The sequence below is a fragment of the Gordonia sp. (in: high G+C Gram-positive bacteria) genome (genome assembly GCF_012515855.1).
GTDB lineage: Bacteria > Actinomycetota > Actinomycetes > Mycobacteriales > Mycobacteriaceae > Gordonia.
Genome location: NZ_JAAYXO010000014.1, coordinates 1 through 16,051 on the forward strand (window position 1 = coordinate 1; position 16,051 = coordinate 16,051).

Here is a 16,051-nt window from a genome sequence, read left to right on the forward strand (position 1 = left end):
AGAACATCCCGCTACGACGAAAACTCAAGACCGGCCCAGACCTGCTGCTCGCGATCGGCGTCGCCCCGGTGGTGGCCCAGCGCATGGGGCGACTCGGTCGCGCCCTGCACCGCTTCCCGACCGTCGCCGCCGGAATGCGCGACGGCCACACCTCCGCCGAGTTCGCCGACGCCGTGGTCAAAGGCACCGAACACATCCGTCGACGCGTCGAGCTATCGACCGAGCAGCGCGACAAGATCATCCGCACCCTCTCCGTGCAGCTGAACCCGGCCGCGGTGATGAAACGTGCCCGCGCGTTCGCGATCGAACTCGCCCCCGAACCCGACGCACTCCCCGAAGGCGCTGTGCCGGTCGCGGAAAACACCGACCTGAACGAGATGACGCTGACTCAGACCGACGACGGCCGGTTCGTCGCCGAACTCGACCTCGACGTCCTCAACGGTGACGCCCTCGTCACCGCCCTCGATCCGCTCACCAAACCGATCCCGCAACCCGACGGTTCCGCCGATCCGCGCTCACCAGCTCGCCGCCGCGGCGACGCCCTCGCCGAGATCGTGCGCGCCTACCTATACGGCTACGACCGACCCACCTCCGGTGGCGTGCTGCCGACCGTCACCGTCGTCCGTCAGGCACCGGTCATCACCAGTGGCCTGGAGATCGCGATCCCAGAGCTACCGGACGGCGTTGTCCGGCAGGCGGATTCGCTGGGTTTCGGCGGCCCGATCACCGCCACCTCAGCCGAGCTGATCGCCTGCGATGCGGCCGTTTCCGAGGTCCTCGTCGACAGCGAGGGCGTGCCGCTTGATGTCGGCCGCAGTCAGCGTTTGTTCACCGGAAAGCTCCGCAAGGCCCTGGAAGTCCGCGACCGCGGCTGCGCGTTCCCCGGCTGTGATCGTCCGGCGAAGTGGTGCGACGGCCACCACATGACGCCATGGAGCGAAGGCGGTGCGACCTGCCTCGACAACGGCGTCCTCCTCTGCCGCGCCCATCACACGATGGTCCATCACACCGGCTGGGAAGTACTCCTCGGACCCGACCGCCATCCGTGGTTCCGGCCACCGGCCGATCCTGAGCATCCGGACCGACGCCGCGAGCTGATCCGTTCCAATGCCCGAAGAACGATGACCCTCTACGAGCACGCCGCCGCCTGACCGTTTCGCGTCTTCGTCTCGATACGCCCGTCTCGCCTAGCGGCTCGCCGCGCACTCGACGACCGAGGGGGAGTGCGCTCGACGACCCTCGTCGGTGGTCGAGTGCTCGCGACGAAGGAGCGTCGAGGCCAGCTCGCGCACGCGTCTCGATACGCCGCCTCGCAAGCTCGGCGGCACTCGACGACCGAACGAGAGAGCGCCTCTCGTCGGCGGTTGAGTAGGGCCGACGGAGGAGGCCCGAATCGAAACCACACCTTCTCTAGACCGCTAGACCGCTAGACCCAGCTCGCCCCTCCGGGCGGGCGCACGTTGATTGAGAACTCCATACAGAGAAGCGCCCGAAGAACGGGTGCCGGTGCACTCCGGGGTCAGAGGAGCGCACCGGCACCCGGGCGGGAGCCTGCTCGCGGGCCGATATCGAACGGCGGGGGAGAACCGTCAGTTGCGGCGGCGGAGGGCCAGCACAGCCATGCCGATCAGGAACACCCCGATCGAGACGAGGCCGAAGTAGATCAGGGCGCCGTCTTTGCCCCAGGTCGGGTCGATCACGATCTCCTGGCCGGTGGACCAGATGCCGTTGAGGAAGGGCATGTACGCCTGAATCTTCATGCCGTTGGGGACCAGGTAGATGGCCTCCTCGATGAGGAAGATCCACAGCAGCAGGAAGGCGATGCTCGCCGCCGGACTGCCGATCACCGCGGCGACGCCGACACCCATGCCGCAGGCGAAGAAGGACAGGATCGGCACGGTGATCAAGAAACGGACGCCGGCGTCCGAGGTCAGATCCACCTGGCTGTACACGGTGGGGAAGAGCGGACCCAGCGTGGCCATGATGACGGTGATCAGCACCAGCGAGGCGACGGCGGTCAGCAGTCCGTAATAGATCCAGCGACCCAGCGGCGAGGTCCAGGTCCGCGGATACAGGTACCGATCCAGATCGCGGCCGGGTCCACGCATGGCGCTGGCCTGGGCGAAGGCCGCCGTGATGGTGCCGACGGCGACGGTGAAGTACATGACCCAGTACACCGAGTTGGTGGTCGTGGTCTCGGTGACGGTGATATCCGTGGTGTCGAAGTTGGCGATCCGCTCGAAGGCGAAGGCGATCGCGAAGGTCACCAGCAGCGGCACCAGCACCCCGGCGGGGAACGCCGCGAGCAGCAGCACCCCGCGCAGACCGCCGCTGCGCACCGCCTCGGCCCGCACACCGCGCCAGATCTGGCCGGCGCCGGCGGCGATGTCGCTGAGCACCCCGGTGCGGACGCCGATGGCCTCGATCTCCCGGCGGTGCCGCCCGCCTGCGTCGACGGCGATACTCACGACAGTGCCCCTTCTCGTGCGGCGAACTCGTCGCCGGCTGCAGTGGCGGCCTCGGCGCCGATCAGCGCCAGATAGCCGCGCTCCAGGTCGCCGTAGGTCGCGACCACCTCGTCGGTCGGCAGGTCGACGGTCAGCGTCGCGTCGTCGATCACCGCGATCCGGTCGGCACTGCGCTGCACCTCACTGAGCAGGTGAGAGGCCAGCAGCACCGCGCGGCCGTCGGCGGCAAGGCATTCGAGCAGCTTCCGGAACCAGATGATGCCCTCGACGTCGAGCCCGTTGAGCGGCTCGTCGAAGACCAGGTTCTGCGCCTCCGGCAGCAGTGCGCAGGCGATCCCCAGCCGCTGGCGCATGCCGAGCGAGTAGCTGCCCACCCGCCGGTCGACGAAGCCGCCGATTCCGGTCAGCTCGATGGCGTCCTCCACCCGGTCGCGGCCGACGCCGGCGGCGGTGGCGATCCACCGCAGTTGCCGTCGTCCGGTGTGCCCGGCGTGCACCGGATCGATGCCCAGGTGCATGCCGATGTTCCGGGCCGGGGAGGAGGTGTGATGCAACGGTGCCCCGTCGATGCGGATCTCGCCGCTTCGGCAGGGCACCATCCCGCACGCGGCACGCAGCAGTGTGGATTTCCCAGCACCGTTGCGGCCCAGCAGGTAGACGATCTCACCGGGAGCGACGGACAGGTTCACCTCCCGCAGGATGGTGCGCTTGCCCAGGTCGATCCGCAGATCGTCGATCTCGATCAAGGGATCAGGCGTTGCAGTAGATGTTCAGGCCGACGGTCTTGACGCCCTGGCACAGGGAGTTGTTCGACAGCTTCCAGTTGCCGATCTTCTTGAACTCGACGGTCACGTTGACGGTCGGGCGACCCGCCGAACCGGCCTGCAGGGTGGCGAGGATCGAGTTGCTGCTGCGCGAGGTGATGCCGGTGATCTTGTTCCAGCCCTTGGGGGCGCGGAAGATGCCCAGGTTGTACACGGTCCGCGGCACGATGACCGCGTTCATGCCGCCCTCGAGGTTGCGGGCCTTGGCCTCGTCTGAGGCATTGGTCTCCACCAGGAACTCGACGATGTCGTCCAGATCCTGGACGCTCGGGTTGGCGGCGGTGACCGTGAAGTTCGCCGGGAGGGCCTGCGCCTGGCCGGCGTTCAGGCCGACGCCGGTGACGGTCAGGGCCAGCGTCAGCAGGGCGAACGCGAGGAGGCGGATGCGGCGGATCATGATGTCTCCCAAAGATCTCGGGCGGATGATTAAAAGTGAATCTATTGCACTAAATGAAGCTAGGCAACCCTAATTCAGTGTGAGCTGGCTTTCGCTCGCTCCAGGCTGAGGTGCAGTTCGCAGTCGCCCTCGCGGCCGTCCGGGCGGACGGTCACCGAGTAGGCGCCGCCCAGCCTCTGGTAGCCGGCGGCCAGGGCCTGTTCGACGATCCCGCGGACCACGCCGCGCGCCACCTCGGGCAGCTCGTCGCCGATGTGCTGCAGCGGGCAGCCGCAGAGATTGATCTCGTGCCGGCCGAAAGCGCTCATCACGTCCGTGATGCGGAACCCCAGCCGGGTCAGGATGGTCTCGACGATCACCACCGGGTCCGGGACCAGCATCTCCTGCGGGTCCGCCTCGGCCACGCCGTGCCGGGCCGCCCACTCGCGGCCGGCCTCGGCCGCGAGATGCTCGCGCACCTCGGGGGTGGAGCCCATCTTGGCGATGAGCATCAGCAGCAGCTCGTCGATCGGCGGAGCCACCACGATCCGGTAGCCCACCCGGGGACGTCCCACGCCCTCCGGGGCGAGCGGCACCGTCTCCGCGGAACCCTCGTCCACCAGGTTGTTCAGATGGAAGCGGGCGGTGGTGACGTGCACGCCGAGCGCCGCCGACACCGCCTGGGCGTCGATCGGCCCGTCGGCCTCGGCGAGCAGGCTGCGCACGCGGTCGCGCTGCCGTCCGGTGGTGGTCGTCGTCATGCTCGTCACCTCAGCGTCCGTGGACGACGATCAGCGTGGCCGTCGCGTCCGTCCGGGCCACCAGATCGTGGGTGACCCGGGCGTCGACGCGGATGGCGGTTCCGGGTGCCAGGTCACTGGTCACCCCGCCGACGGTGAAGTCGATGCGGCCGCGCTGCCCGAGCACCACGATCGGGTGCGCCGCGGTGTGCTCGGGCATCGTCTGTCCCGCCCGGAAAGCCAGCCGGATGACGGTCTCGCTCTCGCCCCGATGCAGCACCTTGATCTTCGGGCGCTCGCCGGTGTCCTCGGTGTTCTCCGCGGCCAGGCCGGTGAGGAACTTCCAGGTCGGATCCGGAGCCGGAGTCTCGGACGGGGGGACTTGAGTCATGACGCGACTTTCTGCGCTGGGCTGTGCGGGCGGGCGGTTCGCTGAGGTCAGGCAGCCGGGGTCAGGCGGCCGGCTTGCGGGCGATGACCTCGATGGCCGCCAGCTCGTTGCGGTATGTCCGGAAAACCTTACGCATCCCCAGGATGCGTTGGCGTGCGTCACCGTTGCGGGCGACGTTGGCGACGATCTTGAGGGTGCCCAACAGGCCCTCGTCGGCCAGGTTGCGGCGCGGCTCGAGCAGCGCCATCTTGCCGAAGCGCACCCGCTCGACCTCGAAGCCTGCCTTCTCCAGAACCTCGCGCCACTCGTGCTCGGTGAGCGGGCGGGCGTTGACCTTGATCGAGCGGGCCAGAGCCTTACTGATCTCGGCCTTCTGGTCGTCGGACAGGGTGTCCGGGTTCAGTGCCAGCTCGTGGATGGCGTAGCGACCGCCCGGACGCAGCACCCGGAAGGCCTCGCCGACGATGGCGTCCTTGCCGCGGGTGGACTGCATGGTCAGCATGGCCTCGCCGACCACCACGTCGGCCGCATCGGCGGTCAGGCCGGTCTTGGCCGCATCGGCTTCGACGACGGTGCCGCGGGCGCCGACCACCGACTGGGTCAGGGCGACGGCCTCCGGGTCGGCCTCGACGCCGGTGTACGACTTGGGATTCGCCTTGACGATGTCGCCGGCGGTCTTGCCCAGGCCGGGGGCCAATTCGACGACGTCGGCGCCGGTCAGGCCGGCGTCGGCCAGCAGCTGGCTGGTCATCTCCAGGCCACCGGGGCGCAGCACGCGCTTGCCCATCCGGGCCAGCAGCCAGTGGCCCGGCATGTCGGCGTCCTTGCGTCCGGCCATCGGCAGATCGTCGTGGGGATGTTCGTGCTGGCTCATGATCGACGCTCCTGTGGGGCGATGAGGTTTCAAGGAATTCAACTGCTGTTAATAGCCTAGCCTTACCGACTCGCCAGAACCTAGAGGCATTCTGCTGAGAGCTTGCTCACGCGGTAGGCATCGATCGCTTCGGGGCCTCGTGGGAAGGACGGAAACCATAGTGCCGCAGAGGCTTTCGGCAAAGGTGAACGGGAAGGCTCAGGCCGGCTTGTGAGCGTGCACATACTGTCCGGTGCCGGTGATCGTCTGCTCGACGTGCATCATGCCCAGCTTTTCGAGGTGGTCGACGATCTCCCGGCGGCCGAAGATGCGCAGTCCGGTCAGGCCGGCGACGGCGTCGACGCCGGGCAGGCCGGCCACCGAGGCGTCGACCGAGGTGAACACGATCAGCTCGCCGCCGGGCCGCAGCACCCGGAACATCTCGTCGAGCACCGGCAGCGGATCCGGGATCAGGTAGAGCGCGGCCAGGCAGGTGGCCGTGTCGAAGGAGTCGGCGGTCAGCGGCAGGTGATGGGCGTCGCCGCGAATGAAGGTGATGCGCGGATGATCGTGCACCCGTGCGGCCTCGGCCAGCATCGGTGCCGAGAAGTCCAGTCCCACATAGTGTCCGCGGCCGGTCAGGCCGCGCACCGCGTCGGCGGCGTAGTTGCCGGGACCGCAGGCCACGTCGAGCACCGCGCGTTCGCCGGGGCGGGCGAGGTAGGCGCGCAGCGCCCGGTCGTAGTCGGCCGTCGCGCTGCCGCCGAGGCTGAAACCGCGGGTGAAGACCGGCCGCCACAGCTTCTCGTAGATCTGTGAGAACAGCCGGTTCTGCATGAGCCGGGCGGCGGGGGAGTTCATCAGCGGCCCGGAGCGAAGGTGTCGCGCTGGACGCGCAGGACGCCGATGGTCGTCGCGAGCGAGTCGTACTGGCCCACCAGCAGGAGGAAGGCGATGGCCTTGCGCTCGGTGAGGTGCCGGCGCAGCGCCTGCCAGGTGCCGTCGGTGATGTCCCGGGTGCCGACGAGCTCGTCCACGGCCAGCAGCAGCGTTCGTTCGCGGTCGCCCCAGCCGGCGTCCGGGCCGTCGAGGATCCGGGCGTACAGCTCGCCGGTGATCCCGGCCTTGGCGCCGAGGCGCCGGTGATGGTCGAGTTCGTAGTCGCAGCCGCGCAGGTGGGCGACCCGGATGATGATCATCTCGGTCTCTTTGCGGGACAGCTCCCCGAACGGCATCATCCGGCTCGAATAGTGCAGCCAGCCGCGGAACAGACCCTTGGAGCGGCCGAGCGTGGCGAAGATGTGTGCATTGTCGGTGCCGGTCGCCAGGGACATGGCGCGCACCACCAGCCAGTTGATCGGTCCGAGCTCGGCCAGTCGTCCCGGTTCCACCCGCGCATCGCTCATGGAACGACCGTATCGGAATGTGTCGACGGTCACCATGTGGCCGGGCCGCTCAGCCGGCGACGGGGCCTCGCCGCGGAGAACGGGTGGCGGCGCAGCCCGGGGCGGGTTCAGTCGGCGCGCGGCCGGCTCAGATACGGGGAGACGGTGCTGCGGTGCTCGTCGATGTCCAGGGCGGCGCCGAGCGGCGGGAAGGCGCGCTGTGAGCAGTTGGTCCGCTCGCACACCCGGCAGCCGGCGCCGATCGGGGTGACCCGCGCCTGCGGGCCGAGTTCCAGGCCGTCGGAGTAGACCACCCGGCCGGCGTGCCGCAGCTCGCAGCCCATGCCGATCGCGAAACTCTTGGGCGACTGTCCGTATCGCGCGGCCCGGCGTTCGACGGTACGGGAGACCCAGAAGTACTCGCGGCCGTCCGGCATCTCGGTGATCTGGGTGAGGATCTTGCCGGGGGAGCCGAAGGTCTCGTAGACATTCCACAGCGGGCAGGTGCCACCGCTCGCGGAGAAGTGGAAGCTGGTGGCGGACTGTCGTTTCGACATGTTCCCGGCGCGGTCGATCCGGACGAAGGTCCACGGCACCCCGCGCAGGTTCGGTCGCTGCAGCGTCGACAGCCGATGGCAGACGGTCTCGTAGGAGACGGCGTAGAACGCCGACAGCCGCTCGATGTCGTAGCGGAAATCCTCTGCGGCGCCGTGGAACTGGGAGTAGGGGAGGATCGCGGCCGCGGCGAAGTAGCTGGCCAGCCCCTGCCGGGCGAGGGTCACCGCGTCCTCGGTGGAGAAGTTGCCCTCGGCGATCAGCTCGTCGATCAGGTCGCCGAACTCGAGGAAGGCCAGCTCGGAGGCGATCCGGAAGCTGCGCTGCCCGGGTGACAGAGCGGCGGAGAACTCCAGCAGCCGCCGGTCCGGGTCGAACCGGTGCAGGACGTTGTCGCCGAGGTCGACGCGGCGCATGACGCGCACCGAATGGCGGTCCTCGAGCCGGTCCATCAGCCCGTTCCGGATGTCCACCGAGTGCATGCGCATCCGGGAGGTGAGGTCCTCGGCCGCCACGTCGAGTTCGTGAATGTAGTTGCGGCGGTCGTAGAAGTAGGTGCGCACCTCCTCGTGCGGGGCGCTGATCACCCCGCGCATGCCGGGGTCGCCGCGGCCGGAGGTGACGGCCGCGAGCTGCTCGGAGATCAGCCGGTAGCGCCGGTGCAGGTTGACCATCGCCTCGGCGATAGGCCGATGTCCGCCGACCATGGCGCTGATCGCGGCGGCCTCGGCGGCCGACGGCGCGGTCTCGAGGTCCTCCTCCATCAGCGCCTCGCGGAGTTCGGCGATCAGCCGGACGTCGTCCTGCGGGTCGAAGAAGCCGATGTCGATGCCGAAGATCTCGCTGATCCGGCCGAGCACCGAGGCCGTCAGCGGGCGTGAGTCGTGCTCCATCTGGTTCAGATAGGACGCCGAGATGCCCAGCGTTTTGGCCATGTCCTGCTGCGACAGTCCGCGCTCGCCGCGCAGCTGCCGCAATCGTGAACCCACGTAGGTCTTACTCATGGCCGTGCCTCCTGCTGTCGGGTTCCGGTGTCGGCTGTCGTGTTCCGGCGCCGCCGAGCCGGTACGGTGACCGCGTGCCGATCGATACCCCGCGCCGAGCCCGGATGCTGCGCAACCGGTTGCTGGTCTCCATCCTGACCGCTGCGACGCTGGTGGGTGCGGTGACCGGCTGCTCCGGTGCCGATGACGCCCCACTGCCGCTGACCGCGCTGGTCCTCGAATCGGATGCGCTGCCGGCCGGCTACACGCTGTACACCCAGGCGACCGTCGACGAGCTGATCGGCGTCAACCGCCGCACCCTGGAGCAGGCGGAGACGGTGGAGTTCCGTCCCGAGGAGTGCCGGCCGACCGCCGATGCCGACTTCAACCCGCGGTTGACCTCGGAGAACACCGTGCTGCTGGTGGCCCAGTCGGAGTCCGGCACGCTGTCCGAGGTGGTCAGCACCGTGGTGCGCGACCTCGGCGCCGACCGCCGGGCCACCACCGGTGCCTGCCGGATCGTCACTGCGGTGCCCACCCGCGGCACCCTGGCGACCGCGGAGATCGTCACCCGGAACACCGAATTGACCGGTCCCCGTGGTGATTTCGTCAAGCAGTCCGTCGTCGTCCGCTCGGACACGGTGACCACCCTGGGTGACGGCGGGGTGCGGGTGCGCAGCGCGCTGCTGTCGAATGTGCTGGTCCAGCGTCCCGACGGGCAGACGGTCACGGTGCAGCTGAACGTAGCCGGCCCGGACTCGGCGGTGCAGCCGACCGCCCCGGAAGCCATCGATCCGCCGCTGTCCGATGCCGAGTTCACCGAACTCGTCCAGCAGGCCGCCGAGCGCGCCGCTCGCTGAGTCCGCGCCGGACCCGGTTCTCGGCCGCTCGGCCGCCGGGCGGCCTGTGAGGTCACCCACAAACCCCGACTCGCCGGTAACTTGTTGGCGCACTCGAACTCCCCACGGGCTGTGAGCATCTCGCCCCGGGGCGCATCGGGGTTCTTGCAGTACGCACGTACTTTTTCGCAGGGCGGCCGACGAATCCACACGATCAGATTTACAAACTTTGCAAAACCCGTCAAAAAGCTGGCCCTAGTTTGCAGTTCGCAATCGCTGGACCAGGGCATTTGTCGTATGGCACAGTGAATCCAGGCAATGCCTCAAGGCGCGGCTCGGTTTGCATAAATCGACACCTCGCCGATCACGAAGACACTGCACTGCCGCAGTCACGAACGAAAGCGAAGGCTATGAGCAACGTCGGAAAGCCCCGTACCGCTGAAGAGCTCCAGAAGGATTGGGACACCAACCCCCGCTGGAAGGGTGTCACCCGCAACTACACCGCGGACCAGGTCGTCAAGCTGCAGGGCAGCGTCGTCGAAGAGGCCACCCTCGCTCGACGCGGCTCGGAGATCCTGTGGGACCTGGTGAACAACGAGGACTACATCAACTCCCTCGGCGCCCTCACCGGCAACCAGGCCGTGCAGCAGGTGCGCGCCGGCCTCAAGGCCATCTACCTCTCCGGCTGGCAGGTCGCCGGTGACGCGAACCTCTCGGGCCACACCTACCCGGACCAGAGCCTCTACCCGGCCAACTCGGTCCCGCAGGTCGTCCGTCGCATCAACAACGCCATGCTGCGCGCCGATGAGATCGCTCGCGTCGAAGGCGACACCTCGGTCGACAACTGGGTCGTGCCGATCGTGGCCGACGGCGAGGCCGGCTTCGGTGGCGCCCTCAACGTCTACGAGCTCCAGAAGGCCATGATCGCCGCAGGCGTCGCCGGCTCGCACTGGGAGGACCAGCTCGCTTCGGAGAAGAAGTGCGGCCACCTCGGCGGCAAGGTGCTGATCCCCACCCAGCAGCACATCCGCACCCTGACCTCGGCTCGCCTGGCTGCTGACGTCGCCGGTGTGCCGACCGTCGTCATCGCCCGCACCGACGCCGAGGCAGCCACCCTGATCACCTCGGACGTCGACGAGCGCGACCGCCCGTTCCTGGACGGCACCCGCACCTCGGAAGGCTTCTACGGCGTCAAGAACGGCATCGAGCCCTCGATCGCCCGCGCCAAGGCCTACGCACCGTACTCGGACCTCATCTGGATGGAGACCGGTGTTCCGGATCTCGAGGTCGCCAAGAAGTTCGCCGAGTCGGTCAAGGCTGACTTCCCGGACCAGCTGCTGGCTTACAACTGCAGCCCGTCCTTCAACTGGAAGGCTCACCTGGACGACGCGACCATCGCGAAGTTCCAGAAGGAGCTCGGCGCTATGGGCTTCAAGTTCCAGTTCATCACCCTGGCCGGCTTCCACTCGCTCAACTACGGCATGTTCGACCTTGCCTACGGCTACGCTCGCGAGGGCATGACCGCATTCGTCGACCTGCAGGAGCGCGAGTTCAAGGCAGCCGAGGAGCGCGGCTTCACCGCCATCAAGCACCAGCGTGAGGTCGGCGCAGGCTACTTCGACCAGGTCGCCACCACTGTCGACCCGAACACCTCGACCGCAGCCCTGAAGGGCTCGACCGAAGAGGGCCAGTTCCACTAGGAACTCGAGTCGATCTCACGAGTCGAGGTCGAACACAGCATGTTGAGCCCGGGGCACACAGGAGGGGCAACCCTCCTGTGTGCCCCGGGTTCCTTGCTAAGCGGGCAGCTTCACCGGCGGCGTCGTGTCGCCGTCTTCAGGCGCGTTCTTCGTGGCGCAACCAGTCGCACAACCTCCAGGAGCACCATTCATGGCAACCGAGAAGATCTCGCGCGTCGGCATCGTCGGCGCCGGTCAGATGGGTGCGGGTATCGCGGAGGTATGTGCCCGCGCCGGCGTGGACGTGCTCGTCTACGAGACGACCCGCGAGTTGGCCGCCGCGGGCCGCACCCGGATTCTGCGTTCGCTCGATCGCGGCGTCAGCAGCGGGAAGCTGACCGAGCGCGAACGCGAGCAGGCGTCGTGGCGCTTGCGATTCACCTCTGATCTCACCGACTTCGCCGACCGGCAACTGGTGGTCGAGGCCGTCGTCGAGGATGAGGCCGTCAAGGCCGAACTCTTCCGTGAGCTCGACAAGGTCGTCACCGCTCCGGACGCGATTCTGGCCTCGAACACCTCGTCGATTCCGATCATGAAGCTCGGCATGGCGACGCAGGACGCCGGCCGCGTGATCGGTCTGCACTTCTTCAACCCCGTCCCCGTGCTGCCGCTGGTTGAACTCATCACCACGCTGATGACGTCCGACGTCGCCGCCGCCCGGGCCGAGGCCTTCGCGCACGACGTTCTCGGCAAGCAGGTCGTCCACTCGTCCGACAGGTCCGGCTTCGTCGTCAACGCACTCCTGGTGCCCTACCTGCTCTCCGCGGTGCGGATGGCCGAGAGCGGATTCGCGACCGTCGAGGACATCGACAAGGCGATGGTGCTCGGCTGCGCGCATCCGATGGGGCCGTTGAAGCTCACCGATCTGGTCGGTCTCGACACGGTCAAGGCGATCGCCGACAAGATGTACGAGGAGTTCAAGGAACCGTTGTACTCGCCGCCGCCGCTGTTGCTGCGGATGGTCGAGGCGGGTCGTCTCGGAAAGAAGACGGGGCAGGGATTCTTCCGGTACGCGGACGTGAAATAGGCCGCCAAGTGGTTGCTGTAGCAAGCATGATCGGGGACCTCGTGGTCGTCGTTGCAACCCAGGATCATAGGATTTGCTAGCAGTTAGCTAAATGGCGCAAGCCGGGCGGGTAGGACCATCTCGTTGCTGAAGGCCAGGTAAGCGTAGGTTTACTTCTGGCTGAAAGTATGTCTTCGAGCGTGACATCGACCACTCTGCTAGCTGATTCGCTAGCTTTTGTTAGCACTGTGGCGCACACTGATAGTGCAAGTTATCGCAAGCAAGGAGTTACCATGAGCACCGTCGAACGTACCCTCCCCACCCCGGTCTACGCCGTCGTCGGCGCCGGTGACGTCGCCGTCCAGGAAGTCAAGGACGCCCTCGCCGAGCTGAAGACCCGCGCACAGTCGTCGCGTGAGCGCACCCAGACCCGCCTGGACGAGACCCGCGCCCGCCTGACCGAGCTGCCGACCGAGTTCCCCAGCGTCGAAGAGCTGCGCGCCAAGCTGACCACCGAGGAGCTCCTCAAGGTCGCTGAGCCGTACATCGAGGCCACCACCGGCCTGTACAACTCGCTCGCGGAGCGTGGCGAGAGCGCTGTCGAGCGTCTCCGTCAGACCCCGTACGTCGAGGAGAACATCGCCCGCGTCGAGAAGGTCTACGCGGACGCTGTGGACCTGACCGAGGACGCCCTGGGCGCCGTGTCGACCCAGACCCGCGAGCTGGGCGAGCGCGCTGCCGCACTGGCCGGCCGCACCGCTGATCGCGTCGAGGACGCGGCTGTCGCCGCTGACGAGGTCTCGGAGAAGCTGCTCGACGCGGCTGCCGACATCGAGTCCGCAGGCGTCAAGGCCAAGGCTGACGCCGACGCCGCCGCCGAGAAGGTCACCGCGACCGCCGCACGCAAGCCGGCTGCGAAGCCCGCCGCCAAGAAGGCTGCACCCGCCAAGAAGGCCGCTCCGGCCAAGAAGGCTGCACCGACCGCCAAGTGATTCGCCCTGACGTGAGTCGCTAGCGAACAGCTGACAGACCGGCCCGGACACCTCGTGTGTCCGGGCCGGTCTTTCTGTTCAGGGCCGGAGATTCAGGGCCGGGGGTCTGGGCCGGACGTTGTCCGCGAGACGGAGGTGGGATCACTCGACCGGGGGAGCTTCGGCGGGTCGGCGGCGAACGCCTTCGGGTCGCCACCCGCGGCCACGATGCCTACCAGGCCGCTCCAGATCAGCATCGTGAGCTCATCGGTGATCTCGGTGGACGATCGATCCGGGTCGGTGATCCACTCCTCGACCGAACGGGTGGTCGCGCCGACGATCGCGCGCGCCCAGGTGCGGGCCCCGGCCACCTGCGCACCGCGAGCGGCGAACCGAGCGTCCAGGGTGGATTCGAGCGCGCCGGCGAAGATCTTCTCGGCATCGGCGGCCACCGGGCGGCTTCCAGACGGTCGGGCCATCGTGAAGCGATAGACGTTCGGGTCCGACGACACGGTCTCGACGTAGACGCTGATCGTCGCCTGCACCAGGTGGTAGTCGCCGATGTCGCCGGAGAGCGCCTCGATCAGCCGCGGCATGATCGTGGACTCGACATAGGCGAGGGTCACGGCGGCGGCGAGGTCGTTCTTGTCTGCGAAGTAGCGATACAGCACGGTCTTGGAGACCCCGATGTGGCGTGCGATGTCGTCCATCCCCGCGTCGGCGCCGAGGGCGCGGACCGCCTCGATGGTGCCCGTGGTCAACTCGGCGCGACGATCCTGCTTGTGCTTCTCCCAGCGCTGCTTGCGCCCATCGGATGCGACGGCCTCCACTGCAGGGGTGAGGACTCGCTGTTCCAACTCACGAGTCAACGTCGCAGCCGCGTTCACAGCTGCGCGTGCGGCGCTCGTCGGTATCGGTGGGTTCGGCATCACTGGCAACACTAGTAGGCCGTGGGTAAGACTGGACGAGTGTCGTCAACCTTCGATCACCGACCGCAGTCCGCAGCGGGCCCGACAGTCCCGGCGGGGCTCACCGCGAACGACGCTCAACGGGCTCGCGACCTGCGGCGAATGAAGATCGTCGCCACCGGTCTGCTGTTGGGGGCGGCGGTCATCTACTTCGTCATGCGCTGGCTCGAACACCGCGACGGACAGGATGTCGCAGCCTGGGTCGGGTACGTCCGCGCCACCGCGGAGGCCGGCATGGTCGGCGCGTTGGCCGACTGGTTCGCGGTCACGGCACTCTTCCGGCAACCGCTCGGTCTGCCGATTCCGCACACCGCGCTGATCCCGCGGAAAAAGGACCAGATCGGCGAACAACTCGGCGGCTTCATTCAAGAGAACTTCATGACGCGCGAGGTCATCGAGAACCGTGTGCAGTCCCTCGATCTGCCGCGCCGTCTCTCCACCTGGTTCGCCGACCCCGTCAACAAGCCGCGCGTCAACGACGAGGTCTCCCGAGTCTTCAAGCTGGTGTCGGAGATGCTGCGCGACGAGGACATCGAGCGATTCATCCAAGCGGTCCTCAAATGGGCGGCGGAGCCGGTGTGGGCGCCGCCGGCCGGACGGATCTTGGAGCAACTCGTCGCCGAAGACCGACTCGAACCGGTGATCCAGCTGGCCTGCGACCGCGCGCACGAGTGGGCGCTCGGCAGCGCACCGCTGGTCGATCGGGTGGTCGACCGCGACGGCCCGGCGTGGGCGCCGAAGTTCGTCAATCACCTGGTCGGCGACAAGATCTACCGCGAACTCACCGAGTTCACCTACAAGGTGCGGGCCGATCCCAACCACGAACTTCGCGTGGCGATGCACGATTTCGTCGCCGACTTCGCGCAGGAACTGCAGCACGACGACGCCACCATCGCCAAGTTCGAGGGACTGAAGGCGGAACTCCTCGGGCGCGACGAGGTGACGGGAGCGGCGTCCACCGCGTGGCAGGCGGGCAAGGCCGTCATCGAGCAGATGCTCGACGACCCGGAGTCGACGCTGCGTACCTCGCTCTCGGACGCCGTCGTGCAGTTGGCGGAACGCATCCGAGACGACGAGCCGCTGCAGGCCAAGATGAACGGCTGGACGATTCGCGCCGCTCGCCACGTTGCGGACAATTACTCGCCGGAGATCATCTCGGTCATCACCGAGACGGTGCGCGGGTGGGACGCCGAGGACACGAGTCGAAAGATCGAACTGCAGGTCGGTCGCGATCTGCAGTTCATTCGAATCAACGGCACGGTGGTCGGATCACTGGCCGGGCTGACGATCTACACGGTGTCGGTGCTGCTCTTCTCGTAGCGTCGTGTGGGATTCACTGTGTCCCAGCGCTTCACCGCACGTCATCCGGGCTCCGGTCACCTGCGCTTGCATCTGCTAGCGCAGGTCGCGGATACTGGAATGGCGGGAGGAGAACAGTTCACATGACATCCGAGCAGAACCACAGCCGCGAGCACGGCGACGAGCATGACAGCGGAACCGTCGACGCCGTGGCGAACGCCGCGCAGGACATCGGCGACTTCATTCGCAGCCAGCGCTTGTCGGCCAAGGTCTCGCTGCGTCAGCTCGCCGAGCGCGCCGGCGTCTCGAATCCCTACCTGTCGCAGATCGAGCGCGGCCTCCGCAAGCCGTCAGCCGACGTCCTCTCCCAGATCGCGAAGGGCCTTCGGGTCTCGGCCGAGGTGCTCTACGTCCGCGCGGGCATTCTGGAGGCCCGGCCCGCCAGCCCGGTGCGCGACGCCCTGCTCGCGGACAACTCCATCAGCGAACGCCAGAAGCAGATGCTGCTGGAGATCTACGATTCGTTCCGCCGCGAGAACCCGCAAGACGACGTCGAACAGCCTCCGCTCGTCGACGGCGCCCCCATCCTGCCGGACGGGGTGATCGAAGCCCTCGGTGCCGATTCGGCACCGCCTACGCCGTGATTAAGGTGGA

Annotated in this window: 17 protein-coding genes; 7 read left to right on the forward strand and 10 right to left on the reverse strand. The window is 67.7% G+C overall.

Annotated elements, in window-relative coordinates; translation table 11 throughout:
• Positions 1–1,151: HNH endonuclease signature motif containing protein (locus GX543_RS00675; protein ID WP_290849116.1), on the forward strand; the 1,151-nt coding region annotated here is incomplete at its 5' end.
• A 438-nt stretch (positions 1,152–1,589) separates the two neighbouring features.
• Here GX543_RS00675 and GX543_RS00680 read toward each other — a convergent pair.
• The 9 genes from GX543_RS00680 to ramB all read right to left on the reverse strand — a co-directional run bounded on the left by GX543_RS00680 (position 1,590) and on the right by ramB (position 8,596).
• The gene (locus tag GX543_RS00680) at positions 1,590–2,468 is read right to left on the reverse strand and encodes an ABC transporter permease (protein WP_290849118.1); all 879 of its coding nucleotides are present in this window, start codon (positions 2,466–2,468) and stop codon (positions 1,590–1,592) included.
• Positions 2,465–3,214, reverse strand: a complete 750-nt coding sequence (locus tag GX543_RS00685; RefSeq protein WP_290849119.1) for an ATP-binding cassette domain-containing protein — start codon at positions 3,212–3,214, stop codon at positions 2,465–2,467. Before GX543_RS00685 ends, GX543_RS00680 begins: the two co-directional genes overlap by 4 nt.
• A 4-nt stretch (positions 3,215–3,218) precedes the next feature.
• Positions 3,219–3,689 carry a hypothetical protein gene (locus GX543_RS00690; RefSeq protein ID WP_290849120.1) on the reverse strand — a complete coding sequence of 157 codons (471 nt, stop codon included), beginning with the start codon at positions 3,687–3,689 and terminating at the stop codon, positions 3,219–3,221.
• A gap of 74 nt (positions 3,690–3,763) precedes the next feature.
• A complete protein-coding gene (locus GX543_RS00695; protein ID WP_290849121.1) occupies positions 3,764–4,429 on the reverse strand; it encodes a hypothetical protein in 666 nt (221 codons plus the stop codon).
• A 10-nt stretch (positions 4,430–4,439) separates the two neighbouring features.
• Positions 4,440–4,799 (reverse strand): cupin domain-containing protein, encoded by a 360-nt coding sequence (locus tag GX543_RS00700; RefSeq protein ID WP_290849123.1) that lies wholly within the window; start codon positions 4,797–4,799, stop codon positions 4,440–4,442.
• Between the two features lie 61 nt (positions 4,800–4,860).
• Positions 4,861–5,673, reverse strand: a complete 813-nt coding sequence (locus GX543_RS00705) for a class I SAM-dependent methyltransferase (protein ID WP_290849124.1) — start codon at positions 5,671–5,673, stop codon at positions 4,861–4,863.
• A gap of 198 nt (positions 5,674–5,871) precedes the next feature.
• Positions 5,872–6,513 (reverse strand): class I SAM-dependent methyltransferase, encoded by a 642-nt coding sequence (locus tag GX543_RS00710; RefSeq protein WP_290849125.1) that lies wholly within the window; start codon positions 6,511–6,513, stop codon positions 5,872–5,874.
• Complete coding sequence (locus GX543_RS00715; RefSeq protein WP_290849126.1) at positions 6,513–7,058, reverse strand: carboxymuconolactone decarboxylase family protein; 546 nt, start codon at positions 7,056–7,058, stop codon at positions 6,513–6,515. The genes GX543_RS00710 and GX543_RS00715 overlap by 1 nt, the downstream gene beginning before the upstream one ends.
• A 107-nt stretch (positions 7,059–7,165) precedes the next feature.
• Positions 7,166–8,596: an acetate metabolism transcriptional regulator RamB gene (ramB, locus tag GX543_RS00720; RefSeq protein WP_290849128.1), complete on the reverse strand. Its 1,431-nt coding sequence runs from the start codon at positions 8,594–8,596 to the stop codon at positions 7,166–7,168.
• A 74-nt stretch (positions 8,597–8,670) separates the two neighbouring features.
• On the opposite strand from ramB, the gene GX543_RS00725 reads away from it, so the two are divergent.
• From GX543_RS00725 to GX543_RS00740, 4 genes are all read left to right on the forward strand, one after another.
• Positions 8,671–9,435, forward strand: coding sequence for a hypothetical protein (locus tag GX543_RS00725; RefSeq protein ID WP_290849130.1), 765 nt, complete (start codon positions 8,671–8,673; stop codon positions 9,433–9,435).
• Positions 9,436–9,824: 389 nt separating this feature from the next.
• Positions 9,825–11,114, forward strand: a complete 1,290-nt coding sequence (gene aceA, locus GX543_RS00730) for an isocitrate lyase (RefSeq protein WP_290849132.1) — start codon at positions 9,825–9,827, stop codon at positions 11,112–11,114.
• Between the two features lie 190 nt (positions 11,115–11,304).
• Positions 11,305–12,180 carry a 3-hydroxybutyryl-CoA dehydrogenase gene (locus GX543_RS00735; RefSeq protein ID WP_290849133.1) on the forward strand — a complete coding sequence of 292 codons (876 nt, stop codon included), beginning with the start codon at positions 11,305–11,307 and terminating at the stop codon, positions 12,178–12,180.
• A gap of 272 nt (positions 12,181–12,452) precedes the next feature.
• Positions 12,453–13,151 carry a heparin-binding hemagglutinin gene (locus GX543_RS00740; protein WP_290849134.1) on the forward strand — a complete coding sequence of 233 codons (699 nt, stop codon included), beginning with the start codon at positions 12,453–12,455 and terminating at the stop codon, positions 13,149–13,151.
• Between the two features lie 92 nt (positions 13,152–13,243).
• Here the strand turns inward: GX543_RS00740 and GX543_RS00745 are convergent, their stop codons facing one another.
• A complete protein-coding gene (locus tag GX543_RS00745; RefSeq protein WP_290849136.1) occupies positions 13,244–13,987 on the reverse strand; it encodes a TetR/AcrR family transcriptional regulator in 744 nt (247 codons plus the stop codon).
• Between the two features lie 213 nt (positions 13,988–14,200).
• Here GX543_RS00745 and GX543_RS00750 point away from each other — a divergent pair, with 213 nt between their 5' ends.
• Positions 14,201–15,418, forward strand: a complete 1,218-nt coding sequence (locus GX543_RS00750) for a DUF445 family protein (RefSeq protein ID WP_290849226.1) — start codon at positions 14,201–14,203, stop codon at positions 15,416–15,418.
• A 122-nt stretch (positions 15,419–15,540) separates the two neighbouring features.
• Entirely contained in the window at positions 15,541–16,041 is a 501-nt protein-coding gene (locus GX543_RS00755) for a helix-turn-helix transcriptional regulator (RefSeq protein WP_290849138.1), read from the forward strand.
• Positions 16,042–16,051: the final 10 nt, after the last annotated feature.

Excerpts from the sequence above, each read along its gene's own strand:
- GX543_RS00690 (WP_290849120.1), bottom strand. The coding sequence starts at position 3,689 with ATGATCCGCCGCATCCGCCTCCTCGCGTTCGCCCTGCTGACGCTGGCC.
- GX543_RS00695 (WP_290849121.1), bottom strand. The coding sequence starts at position 4,429 with ATGACGACGACCACCACCGGACGGCAGCGCGACCGCGTGCGCAGCCTG.
- GX543_RS00700 (WP_290849123.1), bottom strand. The coding sequence starts at position 4,799 with ATGACTCAAGTCCCCCCGTCCGAGACTCCGGCTCCGGATCCGACCTGG.
- GX543_RS00705 (WP_290849124.1), bottom strand. The coding sequence starts at position 5,673 with ATGAGCCAGCACGAACATCCCCACGACGATCTGCCGATGGCCGGACGC.
- GX543_RS00710 (WP_290849125.1), bottom strand. The coding sequence starts at position 6,513 with ATGAACTCCCCCGCCGCCCGGCTCATGCAGAACCGGCTGTTCTCACAG.
- GX543_RS00715 (WP_290849126.1), bottom strand. The coding sequence starts at position 7,058 with ATGAGCGATGCGCGGGTGGAACCGGGACGACTGGCCGAGCTCGGACCG.
- ramB (WP_290849128.1), bottom strand. The coding sequence starts at position 8,596 with ATGAGTAAGACCTACGTGGGTTCACGATTGCGGCAGCTGCGCGGCGAG.
- aceA (WP_290849132.1), top strand. The coding sequence starts at position 9,825 with ATGAGCAACGTCGGAAAGCCCCGTACCGCTGAAGAGCTCCAGAAGGAT.
- GX543_RS00735 (WP_290849133.1), top strand. The coding sequence starts at position 11,305 with ATGGCAACCGAGAAGATCTCGCGCGTCGGCATCGTCGGCGCCGGTCAG.
- GX543_RS00740 (WP_290849134.1), top strand. The coding sequence starts at position 12,453 with ATGAGCACCGTCGAACGTACCCTCCCCACCCCGGTCTACGCCGTCGTC.
- GX543_RS00750 (WP_290849226.1), top strand. The coding sequence starts at position 14,201 with ATGAAGATCGTCGCCACCGGTCTGCTGTTGGGGGCGGCGGTCATCTAC.
- GX543_RS00755 (WP_290849138.1), top strand. The coding sequence starts at position 15,541 with ATGACATCCGAGCAGAACCACAGCCGCGAGCACGGCGACGAGCATGAC.